We start from the raw sequence: 19312 nt of genomic DNA, 5'->3' as shown, positions 1-19312 counted from the left end.
ACTTTTTAAGGAATTTTAATCAATGATTAAATGGGTGGTCTTGTCTTGTGTTCTTTTATTTAATATACTTCATGCTGCAATTGAAGATTATTTCAAAAAGATTTCAGACAAATCTGCATCTCATCAAATCAGAAATATTGATTTCATCTATATGATTAATCTAGATGAAAGACCAGAAAAATATCAGATCAGCTTGGAGCAAATAGCTCCTTATGAGATTTTTCCGTATCGATTTTCCGCTGTTAATGGCTGGGAACTTTCTCTGGCTGCAATTAATGCTATGGGACTTCGCTATGAATCTTGGATGCAGCAAGGAATTTGGGGAACTTTTTATCCTATGCAGCATTCGGGGAGTCATTTTCATGAAATTATGCAGGTAAACAATGAAAATTATTTTTGCCACTGCATGTCAAAAGGGGCAATAGGGATTGTGCTTAGCCATCTCTCTATACTGCAAGACGCTTATGATTCAGGGTATGAAACCATATGGGTTATGGAGGATGATATTCAAGTTATCCGTAATCCCCTCATTTTGTCTGATCTTATCGATGAGCTCGATAATTTAGTGGGAAAAAGCAATTGGGATATCTTATTCACAGATCAAGATACTAAAGGAAGAGATGGAAGATGTGTTCCGTGTTTCAGCTACGCACAAAGACCTAATTTTTTCCCTTTAGATCCTGAAAAATTCTCCAAGAGATATAATGTTAGTCCAAACTTGAGATATGTGGGAGCGCGCTATGGGGCTTATTCCATGATTGTGCGCCGTTCGGGAATGAGAAAAATTCTTAACTTCATTAAGAATTACAGTCTATTTCTTCCCTTTGATATGGAATATACACAGCCTGATCAAATTCGTCTTTTTACGGTAATTGATGATGTGGTTTCCACTCTGCCAGCTGCTCTTTCGGATAATTCGGCTCCTTACTATTTACAGAAAAAATGATGGTTTAAATAATATAAAAGAGATTAGAGAAATGTTAAATTTGAAAGAATCGCTAATAGAAAAGATAAGTCACTTTCTTCGAATGAGTAAAAAATTTGATAAATCCAGCCCTCTCCCGCAAGGTAAAGCAAATCGCTTTGTTTGGATCCTTGCTATTTTTCTTGTAATGGGAGCAGGTATGTTGATTCAAAAAAAGTTGTGGAAACTATCGCGAAAGCAAAATGCTATCCGTCGATCGGTGAAGAAATTAAAAAATAGAGCCGTAGGCACCCCTTTTTATTTGGGAGAACTTTCCGCTCCTCTTAAGTTTTCTCTCATTCCTTATGGAGAGGATACCGGCTTGGTTGTAGGGGTTAAAAAAGTGAATATCCGCAATGTGATAGCTCCTTATAATGCAAGTTTGGTCGAATCTAAATCTGGTTATGATCTATTTTTTAGATATGATATCATTAGTTCAAGAGCTAAATACGCCCGTTTTTATTCTCACATAGGTGTTGTTCATCTTAATGACCAATTTGAGCAAGAGAATAAAGAGTTCAAAAGAATCGATTTGCAAACAGAATATGCGGAAGATCCTCGAGCTGTTCTAATCAACGATCAATTGCATCTGTTTTACAATACTTTAGACAATAAGAATCTACGAAATCGTTTTATGTGTGTTGCAAACTTGGATAGGGAATCTTTCCAAGTAAACTATAATACTATTTTAGATATGAATTTGCAATGGATTGAAAAAAATTGGAGCCCTTTTGAATATATTGGAGTCAATCAGGAACCTCAATTCCTCATAGAATATCAAATAAGCCCTCGTAAGCTTCTTAAACTTTCAGATCCTCGCATGGGAGAAATTAAAAGTTTGAGGGTGCCGAAAGAAGTGTCCTATCTCTCTTTGCTTTGGCCAAATGAATGGGGAGCTGTTCGAGGAGGAACTCCTGCTAAAAAAATCGGAAATGAATACTTGGGTTTTTTTCATAGCTCATTTAAAGAGGATAATGGATTGGTTTGGTACGTCATGGGGGCCTATACATTTGAAGCTCACCCTCCTTTTCGCATAACGGGAATTTCCAATCATCCTATACTTTTTCGAGGAATATTTGACACTCCATATATAAATACTGCCTCTCTAGATAAACGTGTTATTTTTCCTTCTGGGTTTGTTTTAGAGAAACAAAAGAATAAGGAATTAATTCATGTTGCGTGTGGAGAAAATGATAGCGCTGTTAAAATTATAACGCTCGATAAAGAAAAACTCATGAAAAGCATGAATCGATTTGAACACTAAAAGCAAAAGGAAAAACATGAAAAGAATCAGTACAATTCTATGCACAGTGATTGCATTATTAACCGCTTTCCATTTGATACAGCCCAGGCAATCTTTAGCCTATTTTATGGATTGGGAGCAGTATAAAAAAAATGTGCTTTTCCATCAAAACACCATTCCCGGATGGTGCTGCCAAGAAAAAGCAGAGCATATGATGGATTTAATATATGAAGTACAACCGGAAATATGTGTTGAGATTGGTGTTTTTGGAGGGTCTTCTATTTATCCTACTGCAAGTGCCTTGAAATTTTTAAAGCAAGGAACCATACATGCTATCGATTCCTGGAGCAGTCCTGATTGTGTAGAAGGATATGCGTCAGATGATTCTAATTATCAATGGTGGAACAAGGTTGATCTAGAGCAGGTATATCTGGATTTTGTAAACATGTTAGATCATTTTAGACTAAGTCCTTATTGTGCGGTTATGCGAATGACAGGATTAAAAGCATTAGATCAATTTGCTGATGAATCAATCGATATTTTACATATCGATGGGAATCACACAGAAGATGTTGCATTAAGTGATGCCCAGATGTATCTACCGAAAGTTAAAAAAGGAGGATATATTTGGTTTGATGATGTCAACTGGTTAACAACTCATAGAGCTTTAGAATTCTTGGAGTTACATTGTACAAAGGATGAGATGCGCTCAACAAACGAATATTTCTTATTGAGAAAGAACAGTTAAGGTTTATGTGCGAATAGTATTATTGATTTTTAGTTTTTTATTTTCCTTATCTAGAGTTAATTGTGAACAATATCCAAATCGATTTGAAGGGTTTTTTGAAGAATATGGAGGAAGAAGAGAGGATCTTATCGCTAAATTTCTTCCAGATGATCCGGTGGTTTTTGAAGCTGGAGGGCATTATGGATGTGATACGATTAGATTCGCTACAAAATGGCCCAAAGGCACTATCATATCTTTCGAACCAAATCCGCACGCTTTTGCAAAACTGTTAGAGACTACTAAAGATTTTGATAATGTGTATGTTCATAACTTTGCTATAAATAATTATAATGGAATAGCTATTCTCAATGTTTGCCATGGAAATTTTGGAGATAATCCTATATTTGAAGGTGCTAGCTCTTTATTAGATGCCTCTGAGTGGATGGAGATCCATTATCAAGGGCCCAAATTGGAAGTTTCTTGCGTAGTTTTAGATGACTGGTGCCAAGTAAATGATGTTGACCATATCGATTTTATATGGTTGGATTTGGAGGGATTAGAGCTTCAAGTTTTGAAAAGTTCTCCAAAAATCCTTGAAAAAGTGAAAGTGATTTACACAGAAACAAATTTTTTGGAATTCAGAAAAGGGATGACTCAATTTAAAGACTTAAAGACATTTCTCGAGAACTCTGGGTTTCAACTACTTTCTCATTGGTATGCAGAAGGATTTCAGGGGAATGTCATTTTTGTAAAAAAGGAATTATTTGAATTAGGTTTTAAAAACTAGATTTTTGATTTCACTCATGATTCAAAAAAAATCATTTGATTTTCTTGTTAAAATGGCCTTTAAAATGATAATATTTTCATAAAAATGCACGTGTTTTTTATTTAAAAAAATAGAAGAAAGCCCTCTAGAAAGAATTTATGGCCCTATCTAATGCCTATCTTACAAATTGTAGACGTAAAGAAGCACTATCTTGTCAAAAACAGAGTTAAGGAAGTTCTAAAAGGGATTTCATTTGATCTTTTCCCAGGAGAAATTGTTTCTTTGTTAGGCTTGAATGGATCTGGTAAAACCACTCTTCTATCGATATTAGTTACACTTTTGGCTCCATCTTCAGGTCAGATCTTTTGGAAAGGGACAAGTGTTTACAAAAAACTTTTTTCTTATCGAGGAAGCATTGGTTTTTCTCCTCAGAAACCCAATCTTGATCCTATTTTAACTTTAGAACAAAATCTCTTATTTGCAGGTCGTTACTTCAATATGAATAAGCAGAGGATTCAAGATAGAAAGGAAAAGTTAATTAAACAGTTTGAATTAGAGAGCGTGATGCACCTACCATTGAATCTTCTTTCCATAGGTTATAAGCAGCGCTTCTTATTAGCCAGAACACTCATACACGATCCTTCGATTATCATTTTAGATGAACCAACTGTTGGCTTAGATCCTTCTATTAGAAATCAAATACAAAAGATCATTCTGTCTTTAAAAGAAGAGGGAAAAACGATTATTTTAGCAACGCATTACTTGGAAGAAGCTGAAGTTTTATCTGATAGAGTCATCGTTATTGATAATGGGGTGATAAAACAGATCGATACATTACAGCGTTTAAAAAAAATAGGGAAAGGAGCGAATTTAGAAGAGGCTTTTTTACATTTGACTAAGCCAATATCCATTTTCCCATAGAGGTTTTACATGCGGATTGCAGAGCATTTTTTTACAAAAGAAATCATGAGACTATTCTTACAGCTGGTTCGAAAAGAAATGTTAATTTTCTGGGGAGAGCTAAAGATAAAATGGATTCAAGGCTGCACCTCACTAATAACTATGTTTATTGTTTTTCGCTATCTCATGCCCCAAATGGGAATCCAAGCAGACTATTGTCTCTTCATAGTCATTGGTATAACCGCCACATTGGGTTTTTACGAAATGGTAGGGCGAATAACCGCTTTTGTTTCAGATCTCAATACAGATAAGGTTATTTCCTATCTGCTTATTTTACCGATCCCTCCCTTCTTAGGGATCAATTCCATTGCTATAGGATGGAGCTGTTGTGGAATCTGCCTTACCGGTTTACTATTTCCGATAGTAAAGCTCTTAATGTTGTCACAATGGGATTTAACATTTGTTTCTCCATGGAAATTTTTTGCAATCCTAATCACGATTAATGTTTTTTATGGATATTTTGCACTCTGGCTTAGCTGTTTTATCAAACAAATTAAGAATACTGGCTGGCTTTGGATCATGGTTATTAATCCTCTCTATATGCTTGGATGTTACTACTGTCCTTGGAAAACAACCTATAAAATAGCGCCATTAATGGGGTGGCTTGGTTTTTTAAATCCCATGACTTATGTCATGGAAGGGGTTCGCGCATCAACTATAGGGCAAAGTGATTTTCTTCCCTTTTGGATTTGCTTGTCAGCGCTATGGGTTTTCATACCTTTTCTCTCTTGGGATTCTTATAGAAGATTAAAGAAAAAATTAGACTTTGTTTAATATTGTATAAATTATTTTAGTTTTACTGAAATTAATTACTCCTATAAAATGGCTGCTGATCACCGGGGGTGCCTAACGGCTGAGATAAGCATTTGCTTAAACTCTTTAAATCTGATCTGGATTATACCAGCGTAGAGAGCGTGTTATGCAATCATCAAAATGTAGTATTCTTACAGGGTTTTTTGGAAATTTTTTAGAGCATTACGACTGTGCTCTTTTTTCCTTGTTAGCTCCTTTTTTAGCTCCTTTATTTTTTGATCAGAAAGATCCTATTGTCTCACTGATTTTGACCTATGCTATGTTGCCATTGGGTTTTCTTTCTCGTTTTATTGGTTCTTTATTTTTTGGATGGCTAGGCGATCATTTAGGCCGCAAGAAGGCATTATGTAGTTCCCTTACCGGTCTGTCTATCACAACAGTGCTAATAGGTTTTTTACCAACCTATGCTCAAGTTGGTATGATGGCTCCTTTGGGTCTTCTTCTAGCACGCTTATTACAAGGTTTCTTTGCAGCAGGCGAAACAGTAGGCGGGGCTATTTTCGTGCTGGAACAAACAGAAAGTAGAAAAAGAAACTGGATGAGTAGTCTCTATGACGCAAGTTCTGTTTTAGGAATGCTAACCGCCTCTTTTATGCTTTTTCTCTATAGCTATTTTGCCCAAGAGATCAATTGGCGTTATTTATTTTGGGCAGGAGCTCTCACGGCCATCGTTGCTTTGATTTTGAGAATAGCAAGTAAAGAAGAGATAAAGCCTAAAATAAAAAAAGAAAAATTTTTCAGCGTTTTCCTGCAATATAAACGTGTATTTATCACTATTGCCTTAGTTGCAGGGTTTTCTTCTAGTATATATTGTTTAGCATTTACTTTAGCCAGTGGATATATTCCTTTAATTACTTCGATTACAAAAAATCAAATTATCAAAATCAATACCTATCTTTTGTGCTTTGACGTGTGTCTTCTTCCACTATTTGGCTATTTATCCACAAAAATAGGTAGAGAAAAACAAATGCTTATAGCAGCCCTTGGAACTGCTCTGATAGCGATTCCTTGCTTTTATTGCTTTTCTATTTCTTCTATCTTAGTAGTTAGTATTGGGCGTGTATTGTTGGTTATTGCAGGGGTTGCGTTTTCTGCAACATACCATGTTTGGGCGCAAGATCTAGTTAAGCAAGAGCATCGCTATAGAATTTTATGTGCTGCTTATGCAGTTGGTTCGCAAATCATCGGTGCTTCTACAGCTTTTATTTCTCTTTGGTTATACAAAGCATCTGGTTGGGTCGTAGCTCCAGCTCTATATGTGATTTGTATAGCCTTATTAGCAGCTTGGGCGGTTTTTACAAATATGCGCACATATAAGAAAAGAGAAACTAAAATAGTAATTAACTATACTGCTTTTGATACCACTTAATAAAGTAAGAGAGTCCTTCTTTCAGATCAACTTTAGGATCAAAATTAAGAACGCTTTTGCTTTTTGATACATCTGCATAGGTAATATGTACATCTCCTGGAGGAGTAGGTAGAAATTTAATAAGGGCTTTTTTCTCTAAGAGAGTTTCAAGACAAGTGATAAGCTCTGATATGCTATAGGGTTTATGATGTCCAAGATTAAAGATATCATTACATCCATTTGATTTTTGTAGAGAAGCTATAATTCCATCAATAATATCATCAACATAGGTAAAATCTCGCATTAACTTGCCTTCTCCAAAAACAGGAATCGGTTGATTTTCTAAAATAGCTTTTGTAAAAGAAAAATAGGCCATATCAGGCCGCCCCCACGGACCATAAACAGTAAAAAAACGCAAAGCTGTACAGTGAAGTCCATAGAGTTTATGGTAGGATTCTGCCATAATTTCATTGCATTTTTTTGTAGCTCCGTAAAAACTACTAGGCTGGTCTGTAGATGCTGTTTCACAAAAAGGAGTTTCTGCTGTTTTTCCGTACACGGAAGAAGAAGATGCATAAATCAACTTAAGATTCGGATTCTTTCTTATGATTTCTAAAATCTGAAAAAAGCCAGAAAGATTGCTATGCATATAACTTTCAGGATGAGTGATCGAATGACGGATCCCTGCTTGTGCAGCTAAATGCACAAAATGAGAAATACAAAATGTTTTAAGATGTAACTCTATGACTTCTTTATCATTGAGATCGCAATTAAGCACTAAAATATCTTTATTTTGCAAATAAGAAGCTCTTTGATGTTTCAAAGCGGGATCATAATAAGAATTAAAATTATCGCAACCACTAACATGAAAACCTAGTTTGTGGAGTTTTTTTGCAAGATGAAACCCAATGAATCCTGCAATGCCTGTAATGAAAATTTTATCCATAACTTGACGAAAATGATTACCTTTTTAACATTGATTCCATCAGTTTATCGGAAAATGTGATTTTAGAAGTGATTTAAGTCCGTGATTTTATGATTTTTCTCTGTTTATACAAATAGTACTTAATTTTAGAAGCAAAGGAATCTATAGGGGATTATCGAATTTTTTAAGAGTAAATACCTTCATAGAAGGAAGTATTTTATCATCCTGGAAATAAAATATATATATAAATTATTCGAGACAATATTCTACACCTATAAATATACATCAACCACTTAAGATATGTAAGGAATTTACCTGAGTTTAGTAGGTTATTGATTCCCGGTGATATGGCTTACGTAGAAACAAGTAAAAAAAAGACTCTTTTTAGAAGTAACCATTGAGTGAACTATTCATGAACGATCCCATTATTGTTACATTTACCGATCTTAAGAAAGCCTTTTTCCGTCATATTTTTGCATTAAGGGTAATGGCGGTAGTTTTTTTTCTTGGCGCGTTTGTTTTTTTATTAATTAAAGAGCCTCAATTCTTAGCAGAGGTTAGTGTTCAACGAACTGCAAAAATAACAGATTACTATGTTAAGTTGCCCAAAGTATATCGAGCTTTTTTAAACTATCCTATAGATACCAACGCTATTTTAAAAATGGATTCCAATCAAGTGCTAAAACCTGTCGTAGAAGAGTTAGGATTGCAAATGGTTGTCAAAAAAAGCTTTTGGAATAGATACCTAGAAAATGCTAAGGAAAATATTTTAACTGCTTGTGGTCGTTATTCTAACTCGTCAGGAAATTTTAGTTTTTCATGTATAAATTATGAAAGACCAGAAGAAATGTCTATTTTTTTACAGATTACTTCTGCAAATACCTATCAGATAGTATCTATGGAAAAAAAAATTCTGGCAGAAGGTCAAATTGCCCAAATGATCTCCACGCCCTTTTTCTCTATGAGAGTAGATCAATTTCCCAAGCAATATAAGATGAATACTCCTTATTATTTCATTCTAACCCCTTGGGAAAAAGTTATTGAACAAATACGTTCCAATTTAGAGATTCGTCCCAATAAATTAGAAAACAGTCACTTGAAAATCTATTTTTCAGATCACGATGAGACATTATCAACAAAGATTATTCATCATATCATTCAATCTTATGAAAAGTTTGTATCCTTAGAAAAAGATCAGCTTTTTAACCAAAGTAAAAAATATCTTAAGAAAAGAGAAGAAGATTTATTAAAGCAATTAGATACAGCTTTTGTAGATTATGCAAGCAATTTTACAACTACATCTAACCTTAAGTGGTCTCAAGAGCAAGTGATGTTAGTAAAAAAAGAACTTGGAGTTCGTTTACTAGAACAAATAGCGAGTCTCATTGAAGAACAAAAAATGGGTTTACATACGTATAATACTGCTAGATTACAGCAAAGTGCAGCTTCCTTGCATCCTCCCACTCATAATCTGATAGCGTACTCTCTTCTTTCTTCTTTTATGGGACTATTGATTGGATATGGTTACTTTGTTTCCAGAATGATTATTCGAGGTATTCCTGTAAGCTATGAAGGATTAATGGCTGCTAATATTCATTCTTGTGGTGTTTTGAGCTCTTGTTGTGGATACCCCTTACCACAATTATTTCCATCTGACTTAAAGACTTTAAGACAAATTTGTACATTTATTGAATCTCATAAAATCCCTGATCGATCTTTAATTGTCTCTTTGATTACGGAGCAACATCCAGATTATACCCCTTCTTTAGCAAGTCTACTAGCTTTAAGAGGTTTTAAGGTTTTAATGATAGACTGCTCTTTTGATCAAACTATGCTAGATCATGAATTAACACTCATTCAATATCTAGAAGGAAGTATTGCGCAAATACCAATATGTCATTTAAAAGAGTATGATAAAGCATCAATGGGACAAACCGAATATGGCTTTGAATGGTTAGTACATCCAAAGTTTTCTTCCGCTCTTTTGGAGTGCAAACAATATGATCTTATTTTGTTAACAACAACTAGTGCTGCAAAAGAAGTGGAAGGGCAGATATTTTGTAAAATAGCAGATTGCGTTGTTGTAACTACGCAAACAGATTCTAAACAAGACCTTTTGCCCTATACCACGTTACCAAAAAAACAGAATAACTCTTTGGCTACTTTTGTCATTATAGAAGAGAACTCTTAGAAGATGGATGCAAAAAAACGAATTTTAGTGACAGGCGGAGCCGGATTTTTAGGTTCACATTTGTGTGAGCGTCTTCTGCAGGAAGGTCATGAGGTTATTTGTGTAGATAATCTTTTTACCGGCTGCCTAAGTAACTTAGATAGCTTTATCAATCACTCCTCTTTTACCTTTATAGAAAAAGATATCTGTGAATCTTTTGATCTTAAAGTAGATTATATTTGCAACTTGGCCTGTCCCGCATCACCGCCTCATTACCAGAGAGATCCTGTAAAAACAGTTAAGACGAATGTATTAGGTGCTCTTAATATGCTAGATCTAGCCCAGCGTCAAAAAGCTACGATTATACAAGCATCAACGAGTGAAGTGTATGGCGATCCTCAGATGCATCCACAGCAGGAAAAATATTGGGGGCATGTAAACCCAATTGGTCTTAGATCTTGTTATGATGAAGGAAAAAGGTGCGCAGAGACTCTATGTTTTGATTATCATAGACAATATGGATTACCCATTAAAATAGTACGTATTTTTAATACTTTTGGGCCTAGGATGCATCCAAGTGATGGGAGAGTAATTTCTAATTTCATCGTGCAGGCTCTGCAAAATCTCCCGATTACTCTCTATGGAAATGGGATGCAAACTCGCTCTTTTTGCTATGTTGATGATCTCATCGATGCAATGATTTCTATGATGAAAACACAAGCCTATCAAACAGGACCTATTAACTTAGGGAATCCTTTGGAATATACCATTCGCGAAATAGCAGAAGTAATTATTAAGCTAACAGGCTCTCAATCAAAGATAACTTATCATCCCTTACCACAAGATGATCCTAAACAGCGCTGCCCTGATATTGATTTAGCTAAATCACTATTGAATTGGCAACCAAAAGTTTGTCTAGAAGAAGGTCTTTTTAAAACCATCCAATATTTTGATAGGATCGTGCAAGCTAATAAAATACCTTCTGTTTCTTAAGAAGAAATTTATTCGCTGCATTTTCTATTTTAAAACTTTTATTTGATACTTTTTAGCACTATATGATAACTTTTTCCCATTGAGTTCTATACATTATCAAATTTAAAAGACAAAACAAATGGTAGGAAGGCACATGAAAAATTTTCTTAAAACAGAGGGTTTTATAGCCGTGGTTCTAGCGGCTGTATCTATTAAAGGAGTTCATTTAGATGCAGCAGTGGGCCCTCATTATAAAGGGCAGGGTCGCTTTCAAACCAATGATCGAGTATTAGAGCTAACGAAAAATCTTTTTTTGAATGGTACTGGACTAGAAATTGCTCCTTTCTATCGTCCTACTCTCTTGAGTACCGAATATGATGTTTTCTATACAGATTATACAACAGCCTCTGAATTAATTAAAAAACACTATCATCTTCCAAATGTTCAAGAAATCGATGAAGAAACCGTTGAAGTAGATTTTATTTGGTATCCAGAAACTCTACTTATAAATTGTATTCCTAAGGAGCTACGTTTTGATTATGTAATTGCTTCTCATGTCATAGAGCATGTGCCTAATGTAATTGCTTGGACATCTCAAATTCTTAACGCATTAAAGACAGGGGGAATTTTATCTCTGGCTGTTCCAGATAAACATTATACATTTGATTTTTACCGTGCGGAAACACAGGTAAGTGAATTGATTGATATTTGGATTCGTGATGAGAAAATACCTACTCCTCTTCAGATCTACGATATGTTAAGCTTATCGGTGTTTGATTATCCTCGATCAGAAGGAGGCCTACTGCCTTTTTCCGAGTGTGGGAGACCTTATACAGATCAAGAAGCTCTAGAATTTGCTCTTCATGCATTCACAACTAATACATATTTGGATATTCATTGCTCGGTATTTACTCCAGAGAGTTTTATAAAAGTTTTTGAAAAATTGCATGATTTAGGTCTTTTAAATATTTCTCTATCGGAACCGGTTATTGGCGCATCTGAATTTTTTGTTCAAATAACAAAACTTGGAGAGCCTAAGTTAAAGCACCCTAAAAATTGAAATTTAGGGTATTGATTCGACAAGACAATGAACTGTTTCATTTTTACTATTTTCAATAGTGTTTATTGGTTGTCTAGATATTTGAAACAACTGTTTATAAAGATTTATACTTGTATTTATGTTGTATTTCTTATGATATTCCATCAAATGAGGATAATAATCAGTCTTTTCATAACTCATAATTGCATTAGCAAGTTCTATAAAATTGCCTATGGTAAACATTTTGAAGCAATTAGGAGCATATTTTGCTAATTCAAAGAAAGCTAAATTTTGAGAAAAAATTGTATTGGAATTAGTTTCCAGAGATAGTGAAGCAATCGCTGAGCCACCTTGATTCACTTCTAAATAGGGGAGTATATTAAAATCACAGGCTATTAATGCTTTTAAAAAAGATTCGTCATTTAACATTCCGCAAAATTTTACTCTATTTTGAAAATTGTAATGTTTGATTAGGCTCATCAAGGAATGCACATACTCATTGATAGACTCATTATTTTTTATTGTATGAGGGTGCTGCCCTCCAAAGATAAGCACTTCATAATTAGAAGGTAGATAGGATAGAGCTCTGATAGCTGTCTTATGTCCTTTATATTTATTGAGGAACCCAAAGATACCTATATAGACCTTATCTTCATTAAGATTATAGGTTTGGCAAAAGTTCTTTTTTGTTGCTGTTTTAGCTAAAGATTCAATATATTCTTGTGTATAAAAACATAATGGATGATCAAAAACAGCATGATAAGCATACTTAATAGCAATTAAGATTCTATCTCTTTGAGTATGTACAATAATAGGGATATTATTTTTTTTACACAGCTTAATGATCTGGTGATAAAGCAATGCATAATAGTTACTGGCTAGAGCCTTTAAATAGCTAGAAAATAGTAATTTAATGTTTCTTTTAAGAAGGCATTTTCCTATAAAAGCAAGGTTGGGTAGTTCTTGGATTGGATCATAACGATGCATAGTTAGAACGATCTTTTTACAAGCGCTGGTAATTGCAGTAAATCGCTTCCAGATCAAAGCGGTACTCGAGCCAAATAATCCCGCTTCAAATTGAATATTCACATAGTCATAATTTTTGAGTTCTTTACAGATGTTTTTTATGTAAGCATTTGCGCTCTTAGAGTCTTTCTTTCTAAGAAGGTCTGTATTTAAAGAAATTACGGAAACATCAAAGTGATCGGAAAAGGCTGTTAATAGAGCTTTTGTATAACTAGCATTTCCACATGCTTCATTATAGCTACTTATAATACCCAGTCTTGGTTTAGCATTTTCCACTTGAACAACCTCTAATTGCATTTTTTTCATACATTGATGTAAACCAGTCTAAAGTTTCCAATAGGCCTTTTTCCATAGAATAAACAGGCATATAGCCTAGGGTTTTTAAGTAAGTTAGATCTATTTCATAAAACTCTCTTCCATTAGGCATCGTTGCATCCCATACAACCTTATCTTGCATTTCAAAATGGTTTGCTAATAAATCTACCACTTCTTTTATGGAAGCTCTCCTTCCAGAGGCTACATTAATAGGCCCTGTATATTTATTCATGATTAAAATTAAAGCTCGTGCCATATCTTTAGAATATAAGAAATCTCTCTCTGCTGAACCATCTCCCCAGATGGTTACTTGCTCATGGCTTTTTTTAGCTTCGTAAAACTTTCGCACTAATGAAGGAACTACATGACCAAATTTGCTATCAAATTTATCATTTGGTCCAAAAAGATTTGTAGAGATAACATAGGCAAAATCAAGTCCATAGTTTTCTTGATAAGCTAACAACTGCGCAAGCATTGTGCGTTTTGCATGACCATAGCTATTCTCAGATTGATGAGGAGGTCCACTCCAAATATTATTTTCTTTTACTGGAAATTCTGTTGGATCTGGATAGGCAGCAATTGTTCCCATGGCAACAATTTTTCTTGCGCCAGAAAGCCTACTAGCTTCAATTACATGAGTATTAAGTAAAACATTATCAAGGAAAATAGAGCCTTTTTTTTTCGCATTCCCTCCAATGCCATAGACAGCTGCTGCTGTATGAAAAACCACTTCAGGTTTAGCATTTCGGAAAAATAATTTTACTTCTTCGTAATTTGTAAGATCACACTGCTCTCTTATTAAAGGGATAAGATTTGTATAACCTTGACGAGTTAGCTCTTGTATTAATGAGGTTCCTACAAGACCTTGTGCTCCTGTTATTAATATCCTGCTATCTAACATGATCTACCTCTTCATATGATATAATGGATCCTTTCTCGAGTCGGATGACCTTGTTGCAAAATTCTTTAATCATTTGATGATCATGCGTAGAAAGCACTACGATATCCGTTTGGTGAATTAGGCTTGTAATGCGAGATTTGGCTTTTTCTATGAATCGGGAATCTCCAACACTCACTACTTCGTCTATTAATAGAATGTCAGAGTGAATGCTTGTAATAATACCAAAAGCTAAACGCACTAGCATTCCAGAAGAATAGCTTTTAAGAGGTATATTTAAAAATTCCCCCAACTCTGAAAACTCTTCAATACTTGGTATGATATGTGCTATCTCTTGTTTAGAAAGACCCAAGAGAAGTCCACGGAGCATAATATTTTCATAGCCAGTAAGTCCTTGGTCCATTCCTATCATGATGTCAAAAAGACAATTGGCCTTGCCCAAAATCTTTACATGTCCTTCTGTGGGTTCATAGATTTGTGCTAGAACTTTTAAGAGGGTCGTTTTCCCTGCTCCATTATGTCCGACTAAACCCAGGCGATCTCCTGCTTTTAGTTTTAAATCTATATTTCTTAATGCTTCGATTTTTACAATCCGTTCGTCTTTATTAAGCCGTCCTCCTGTTGCCAGATTGATTATACTATTTTTTAAGGAGCGGGAATTTGTTCCATAAACAGGATAAGTCAATGTCACTTTTTCTAATTCGATAGTAGTCATATTTAATCAACCCAAAATGATATACGAGATCTTACGCGTCCAAAAAGGTTTAGACTAAATAGTATACCAATGAGAGCTATGGTCATATTGATTAGCCAAACATGGACAGTGGGATTTATGCCTAAAAGAGGTTGGCGTATAAGCTCAATGAAATAAACAAAGGGATTGAGCTTTACTATGAGAGAATCTTGTCCCAATAATTTAGGCATCCATGTAATAGGAGTGATAAAAAAAAGGATCTGTATGCAACTGCTAATGATTTGCGTCATATCTCGATAACGCGTGCTAATCAAAGCTACAAGCAAGCATATCCAATACAGGTTAATAGTTAGTAGGAGCATCCCAGGAATCACCCATAGAATATTCCATCCAGGGTTGATTTTAAAAAACCACATAACCAGACAATAAACGATTAAATTATGAGCTAAAATAATCAGATTTCTACTTAAAAATTTCAAAACATATAAACTATAGGGTAATTGTATTTGTTTAATATATCCGCTATTAGATCTAAATAGGTCTGTTGATTCATTAATACTGCTTGAAATAAAAGACCACAGTAAAAAACCTGTTGTAAAAAAAGGAATATAATCAGCTAGGCTTTGATTGAGCAATTGACTAAAAATTTTTCCCATAGCAACAATGAAGATTAACATGCTGATGCTAATCCACCAGGGGCCAAGAACAGAGCGTCGATAGCGCTGTTTGACTTCTAATAATCCTAAGTGAAGCCAGATGCTATATTGAAGGCTAGCTTTTTTCAAATCTAACATGGCTATATCTAAGTATTTCATTTGCACTACTCTTACAACTTGGAAAATGTTTAAACGAAATTTGCCATTAGGCTGAATAAAGGCTATATTTATAAACTCTTTTTCATAAAATTTAAGTTATAATATATTAAAATTTTTTTAAAAAAGTCAATAGAGAAAGAGGAAATATGTAGAATAATACATGTTTTTAGTACTAGTCTCTTGAATCGATAGGAGAAATGATGACTAGTTACTTGAGAAGCGATTCTTTTTGTATGAAATTTTGTGAACAGCCATGACTTTTTTGAATTTCTCGCCATTTTTTAACCATTTCTGCAGCAATGGGAGCCGCTTCTTTACCACCGGATTTACTAAATGGTAAATACACTATAATGACAAGTTCTGCTCTATCTTTCATTTTTTGATGCTTTGGGAGAAAAGAGATGCCAGCGAACCAGCTATGGTCTACTTTGAAAGCAGAGGTTTCTGCATCGATGGTAGCTTTATAAAGAATTTCTGCAGTGCCGGTTTTTCCAATAAGTTGGCCTCCTTGCAACTCTAAGTAGTTTTTTTTCCACTCAGGATGGCGATTAAGGCTGCGAATAATAGAGGGCCTAGCATTGCCTTTTTCTCCGTTAACCACTTTATACATCCCTTCAAGAAGCATGTTTCGTACTGGGTCTGGCAGAGAAATGTGTTGTTTAACAGATGTGCTATTTACCCAAATATGCGGCTCTTGTTGTTCTTTTAAACAAGAGGTGAATAAAGGAAAATGAATGCCGATCAATTTTAAATGTTCTTGAAAGGGAAATTGTTGAGTAGAAAAAGGATCACTATATTCGCGCAAGCGTTCTTGACCTGCTATTAATTGCACGATTTTAGGTTTGAGAACGCAGCCTTTATTGGCGATTGTAGAAAGCATAACAGCTGTTTGCAAGGGAGTTACTGTTAAAGAGTGTTGTCCAATTGCAAAGGCATACAGTCCTGTGCGATTGAATGAAAGATCATTGGGTAGTTGCCCAGAAAATTCTCCCGGTAGCTCAATTCCTGTTTTCTCTCCAAATAGAAAATTTTTTGAAGTCTGGATAAGCGTTTCTGGATCTTGAATATGTTCGCTTGCTAGTAAGGAAAAATAAATGTTGCTGGAGCTTTCAATTGCTCTTAATAAATCTGTTTTTCCTATATTGGGATTACTACTGCGTGCAAGTCTGCCTTGTTTGTATAAACGAGTAATAGGCAGCCCTTCTTGTGTGTAACCTAAGATTTGTTCATTGCTATTGGGATTGGCATGCCACTCAATTTGATCGGTTAAAGTAAGAGGATTTAGATCTTTACCCTGTTCTAAACGCTCCATTAAAGTTTGATAGGCAACGAGTAATTTGAACACGGAGCCAAGTGGGGTTGCTTGACGGTAAGCATAGGATTTCCCATACCCATAGCCAGTAGTAGGGTAAAAAGCTGCAGCTAAGTGTTTTTCTAATTGTTGTTTATTACTTGTCTTAAGTCCTCTATAGCGTCCTAATAGAGGACGATTGAGCTCATTAAAACAGCGCATTGTTCTCAAAAATTCAGATTGCAAGTTAGAAGGTAAGGAAGAAAGAGATTTTTTGAGTTCCTCCCTACATTTTTGCATAAGAGGGTTCTTCTCTCTCTCTTTAATTGCGCGCTCTAAGTAAGGAATTAGGTAAGCATCTGTTGTTTCTATGGATTCAAGAATAAAACTTTGAAAAAGGGAAAAATGGTTTTTTTCCCAAAAGATAGAAAAGAGATTTTTTTCTGCTAAGTCTAAGTATTCCGTATAAGGCTTTGCCCATTTTTTTTGGCTTTTTTCCTCTTGTCTTTTTTGTTTCATAAAACTAGCAAAGTGTTGCTCGCGCCAAGAGGAAAAACCTAACTCATGAAACCATTGTTTAGCTTGTGATAGCAAAAAATGCTGAATTTGAGAAGAGAGCTGGTTCAGGGTATAATAATCCGATACTTTAAGATGGCCAATGACTTGTAATAATTCAGGAGAAAAGGCTTCTTCATTGACCAATAAACGATATAAATCTAATAGAAGAAGTTTGTCATCGTTGTGTTTTATCTCTAGTAAAAAAGAATCTAATACTGTTTTAAGTTGCTGTGGGAAAAGATGTTTTTGGATTTTTATTTTTTCATCAAATGGGAATCTAGAAGCTCTATGAGGTGTTGCATTGTATAATGTTGCAAGCAAATGAGGATAGCTTGTTTGTTGCGATAACTCTAATAATTGTTTAGCCGTTTTTTGAAGAGTACATGCTGCGTGTAAACTATCAATTCGACTAAAGCAACTTTTAATTTCGCTTTTGGGAGCTAGAAGTGCATCTATATAGTGATCCAGGCAAAGATGTAATTTTTCTTGGTAAAACCGATGAGTAAGCGGGTCTATTCTTTCTCTTTCCAAATCTTGACAACCATCCCATATATCAGCAATTAGTCTTTCATTTTCTAACCATTTTAAAACAGTAGATGAACCGTTAACAAAGTCATTGGGATCAAACCTAGGATAAGAAGCAAAAGCCAAAAGCTCTCCTGTGTTTGGTTCAATAGCTACAATCGCTCCTCCTTTAATCCACGGATATTGCAGGGTGATCTCTTGTGTTAAATCGCGCTCTTTTTCATAAATGGTTAATAAACTTTCTGCAAATTGTTGCAGCTCTTGAGATATTGTTAATATAATTCTTTGCCCTGGGGTAGCTTCTCTGCCGTTAGGAAGAGAGCGTAATAGGTTTCCTTTAGTGTCAACTTCATAGGTTTTTTCTCCAATGTAACCTCTTAGTTCGGCGTCATACATAGCCTCTATTCCTGTTTTTCCTATTAAATCATTAATTGTATACGCTTTTTCCTGAAGGATTTGCAATCGTTCTCGAACTTGCAAAGGATTAGTAAATCCTTTAGGAAGGATGCAAATTTCATCTGATTCTCTTAAGAAGAGATATTCTTTTAAATATTTTAATTCTTCCGCTATATGATAATATTCTTTTTGATTAATTGCGCTCATATAGCCAATGACATCGCAAGCGGTTTTACCATGGGGATAAAACCTCTTTGATCTTTTTTCTGCATAGATACCAGCCCAGTCTTTCTCTAAAAGTTTAAGCCGGTAGTATTCTTGTTCTGAAATATTTTTTTTAATAACGAATGGGGTATGTGGAAAAAGAGAAGCCTTTCCATGGATAATGTCTTCAATTTGCACAGCATCCATTTGCAGCTCTTTTGCCAGAAGTAAAGAAAGTTCTTTAATAAATAATAGCCGTTTATACACACGAACTAGCTTACCTTCCTCGTTTTTCTCCCATTTAAAACGAGGAATTTGACGAATATCGGCATAGCGAATAGAGGCATAGTATTGGATTTTATTAGCTGCTAGAGGAATATTGAATCGATCTCGAATAGTAGCGCGCTCAACTCTTTTAATGACAAGTTTTTGTTTGGGTTTAAGCGCTTCTAACTTTTTTTCCTCATGCTGAATAATAGCTAAGTACCAGACCCTAATGAAGATCAGAAATAGAGCTAAAAGAATTATATTTAAAATACGGTTGACTTTTTCCGGTATTGTATACATAAAATTACTCTAACTCTTATGCTGGCTTGAATCATACTCAATCTTAAGACTTGTCGCAAAGAAAAGGATACATTTTTTTATGATCTTCAACTTTTA

16 protein-coding genes and 1 riboswitch are annotated in these 19312 nt (G+C 34.8%); of the genes, 10 read left to right on the top strand and 6 right to left on the bottom strand.

Going from position 1 to position 19312, the window contains the following annotated elements:
* Window positions 1-22: 22 nt before the first annotated feature.
* The 7 genes from RHTP_RS06595 to RHTP_RS06565 all read left to right on the top strand — a co-directional run bounded on the left by RHTP_RS06595 (window position 23) and on the right by RHTP_RS06565 (window position 6842).
* Window positions 23-946, top strand: coding sequence for a glycosyltransferase family 25 protein (locus RHTP_RS06595; RefSeq protein ID WP_138107336.1), 924 nt, complete (start codon window positions 23-25; stop codon window positions 944-946).
* Between the two features lie 31 nt (window positions 947-977).
* Window positions 978-2228 (top strand): glycoside hydrolase family 130 protein, encoded by a 1251-nt coding sequence (locus RHTP_RS06590; protein WP_171005770.1) that lies wholly within the window; start codon window positions 978-980, stop codon window positions 2226-2228.
* A gap of 16 nt (window positions 2229-2244) precedes the next feature.
* Window positions 2245-2955, top strand: a complete 711-nt coding sequence (locus tag RHTP_RS06585) for a class I SAM-dependent methyltransferase (RefSeq protein ID WP_138107334.1) — start codon at window positions 2245-2247, stop codon at window positions 2953-2955.
* 7 nt (window positions 2956-2962) lie between these two features.
* The gene (locus RHTP_RS06580) at window positions 2963-3721 is read left to right on the top strand and encodes an FkbM family methyltransferase (RefSeq protein WP_138107333.1); all 759 of its coding nucleotides are present in this window, start codon (window positions 2963-2965) and stop codon (window positions 3719-3721) included.
* A 150-nt stretch (window positions 3722-3871) separates the two neighbouring features.
* Complete coding sequence (locus RHTP_RS06575; RefSeq protein ID WP_138107332.1) at window positions 3872-4621, top strand: ABC transporter ATP-binding protein; 750 nt, start codon at window positions 3872-3874, stop codon at window positions 4619-4621.
* A 9-nt stretch (window positions 4622-4630) separates the two neighbouring features.
* On the top strand, window positions 4631-5434 hold the full coding sequence (locus tag RHTP_RS06570; protein ID WP_138107331.1) for an ABC transporter permease: 804 nt from the start codon (window positions 4631-4633) through the stop codon (window positions 5432-5434).
* A 54-nt stretch (window positions 5435-5488) separates the two neighbouring features.
* A riboswitch (TPP riboswitch) is annotated at window positions 5489-5590 on the top strand.
* Window positions 5580-6842: an MFS transporter gene (locus RHTP_RS06565; RefSeq protein WP_138107330.1), complete on the top strand. Its 1263-nt coding sequence runs from the start codon at window positions 5580-5582 to the stop codon at window positions 6840-6842. Its footprint overlaps the riboswitch before it by 11 nt.
* On the opposite strand, the gene RHTP_RS06560 is transcribed toward RHTP_RS06565, so the two are convergent.
* Window positions 6814-7767 (bottom strand): NAD-dependent epimerase/dehydratase family protein, encoded by a 954-nt coding sequence (locus tag RHTP_RS06560; RefSeq protein WP_138107329.1) that lies wholly within the window; start codon window positions 7765-7767, stop codon window positions 6814-6816. The genes RHTP_RS06565 and RHTP_RS06560 overlap by 29 nt on opposite strands.
* A gap of 391 nt (window positions 7768-8158) precedes the next feature.
* On the opposite strand from RHTP_RS06560, the gene RHTP_RS06555 reads away from it, so the two are divergent.
* From RHTP_RS06555 to RHTP_RS06545, 3 genes are all read left to right on the top strand, one after another.
* The gene (locus RHTP_RS06555) at window positions 8159-9937 is read left to right on the top strand and encodes a hypothetical protein (RefSeq protein ID WP_138107328.1); all 1779 of its coding nucleotides are present in this window, start codon (window positions 8159-8161) and stop codon (window positions 9935-9937) included.
* Window positions 9938-9940: 3 nt separating this feature from the next.
* Window positions 9941-10909: a UDP-glucuronic acid decarboxylase family protein gene (locus RHTP_RS06550; protein ID WP_138107327.1), complete on the top strand. Its 969-nt coding sequence runs from the start codon at window positions 9941-9943 to the stop codon at window positions 10907-10909.
* A gap of 133 nt (window positions 10910-11042) precedes the next feature.
* Entirely contained in the window at window positions 11043-11948 is a 906-nt protein-coding gene (locus tag RHTP_RS06545; protein ID WP_171005769.1) for a methyltransferase domain-containing protein, read from the top strand.
* A gap of 3 nt (window positions 11949-11951) precedes the next feature.
* Here the strand turns inward: RHTP_RS06545 and RHTP_RS06540 are convergent, their stop codons facing one another.
* The 5 genes from RHTP_RS06540 to RHTP_RS06520 all read right to left on the bottom strand — a co-directional run bounded on the left by RHTP_RS06540 (window position 11952) and on the right by RHTP_RS06520 (window position 19216).
* Window positions 11952-13259: a glycosyltransferase family protein gene (locus RHTP_RS06540; RefSeq protein WP_138107325.1), complete on the bottom strand. Its 1308-nt coding sequence runs from the start codon at window positions 13257-13259 to the stop codon at window positions 11952-11954.
* On the bottom strand, window positions 13216-14169 hold the full coding sequence (locus RHTP_RS06535; protein WP_138107324.1) for an NAD-dependent epimerase/dehydratase family protein: 954 nt from the start codon (window positions 14167-14169) through the stop codon (window positions 13216-13218). The genes RHTP_RS06540 and RHTP_RS06535 overlap by 44 nt, the downstream gene beginning before the upstream one ends.
* Window positions 14159-14881: an ABC transporter ATP-binding protein gene (locus tag RHTP_RS06530; RefSeq protein ID WP_138107323.1), complete on the bottom strand. Its 723-nt coding sequence runs from the start codon at window positions 14879-14881 to the stop codon at window positions 14159-14161. The genes RHTP_RS06535 and RHTP_RS06530 overlap by 11 nt, the downstream gene beginning before the upstream one ends.
* Before the next feature lie 2 nt (window positions 14882-14883).
* Window positions 14884-15675, bottom strand: coding sequence for an ABC transporter permease (locus RHTP_RS06525; protein ID WP_138107322.1), 792 nt, complete (start codon window positions 15673-15675; stop codon window positions 14884-14886).
* Between the two features lie 208 nt (window positions 15676-15883).
* A complete protein-coding gene (locus tag RHTP_RS06520) occupies window positions 15884-19216 on the bottom strand; it encodes a penicillin-binding transpeptidase domain-containing protein (RefSeq protein ID WP_138107321.1) in 3333 nt (1110 codons plus the stop codon).
* Between the last annotated feature and the right edge of the window lie 96 nt (window positions 19217-19312).

The organism is Candidatus Rhabdochlamydia sp. T3358, from assembly GCF_901000775.1.
GTDB lineage: Bacteria > Chlamydiota > Chlamydiia > Chlamydiales > Rhabdochlamydiaceae > Rhabdochlamydia.
This window is presented reverse-complemented; position numbering and strand designations above follow the sequence as displayed.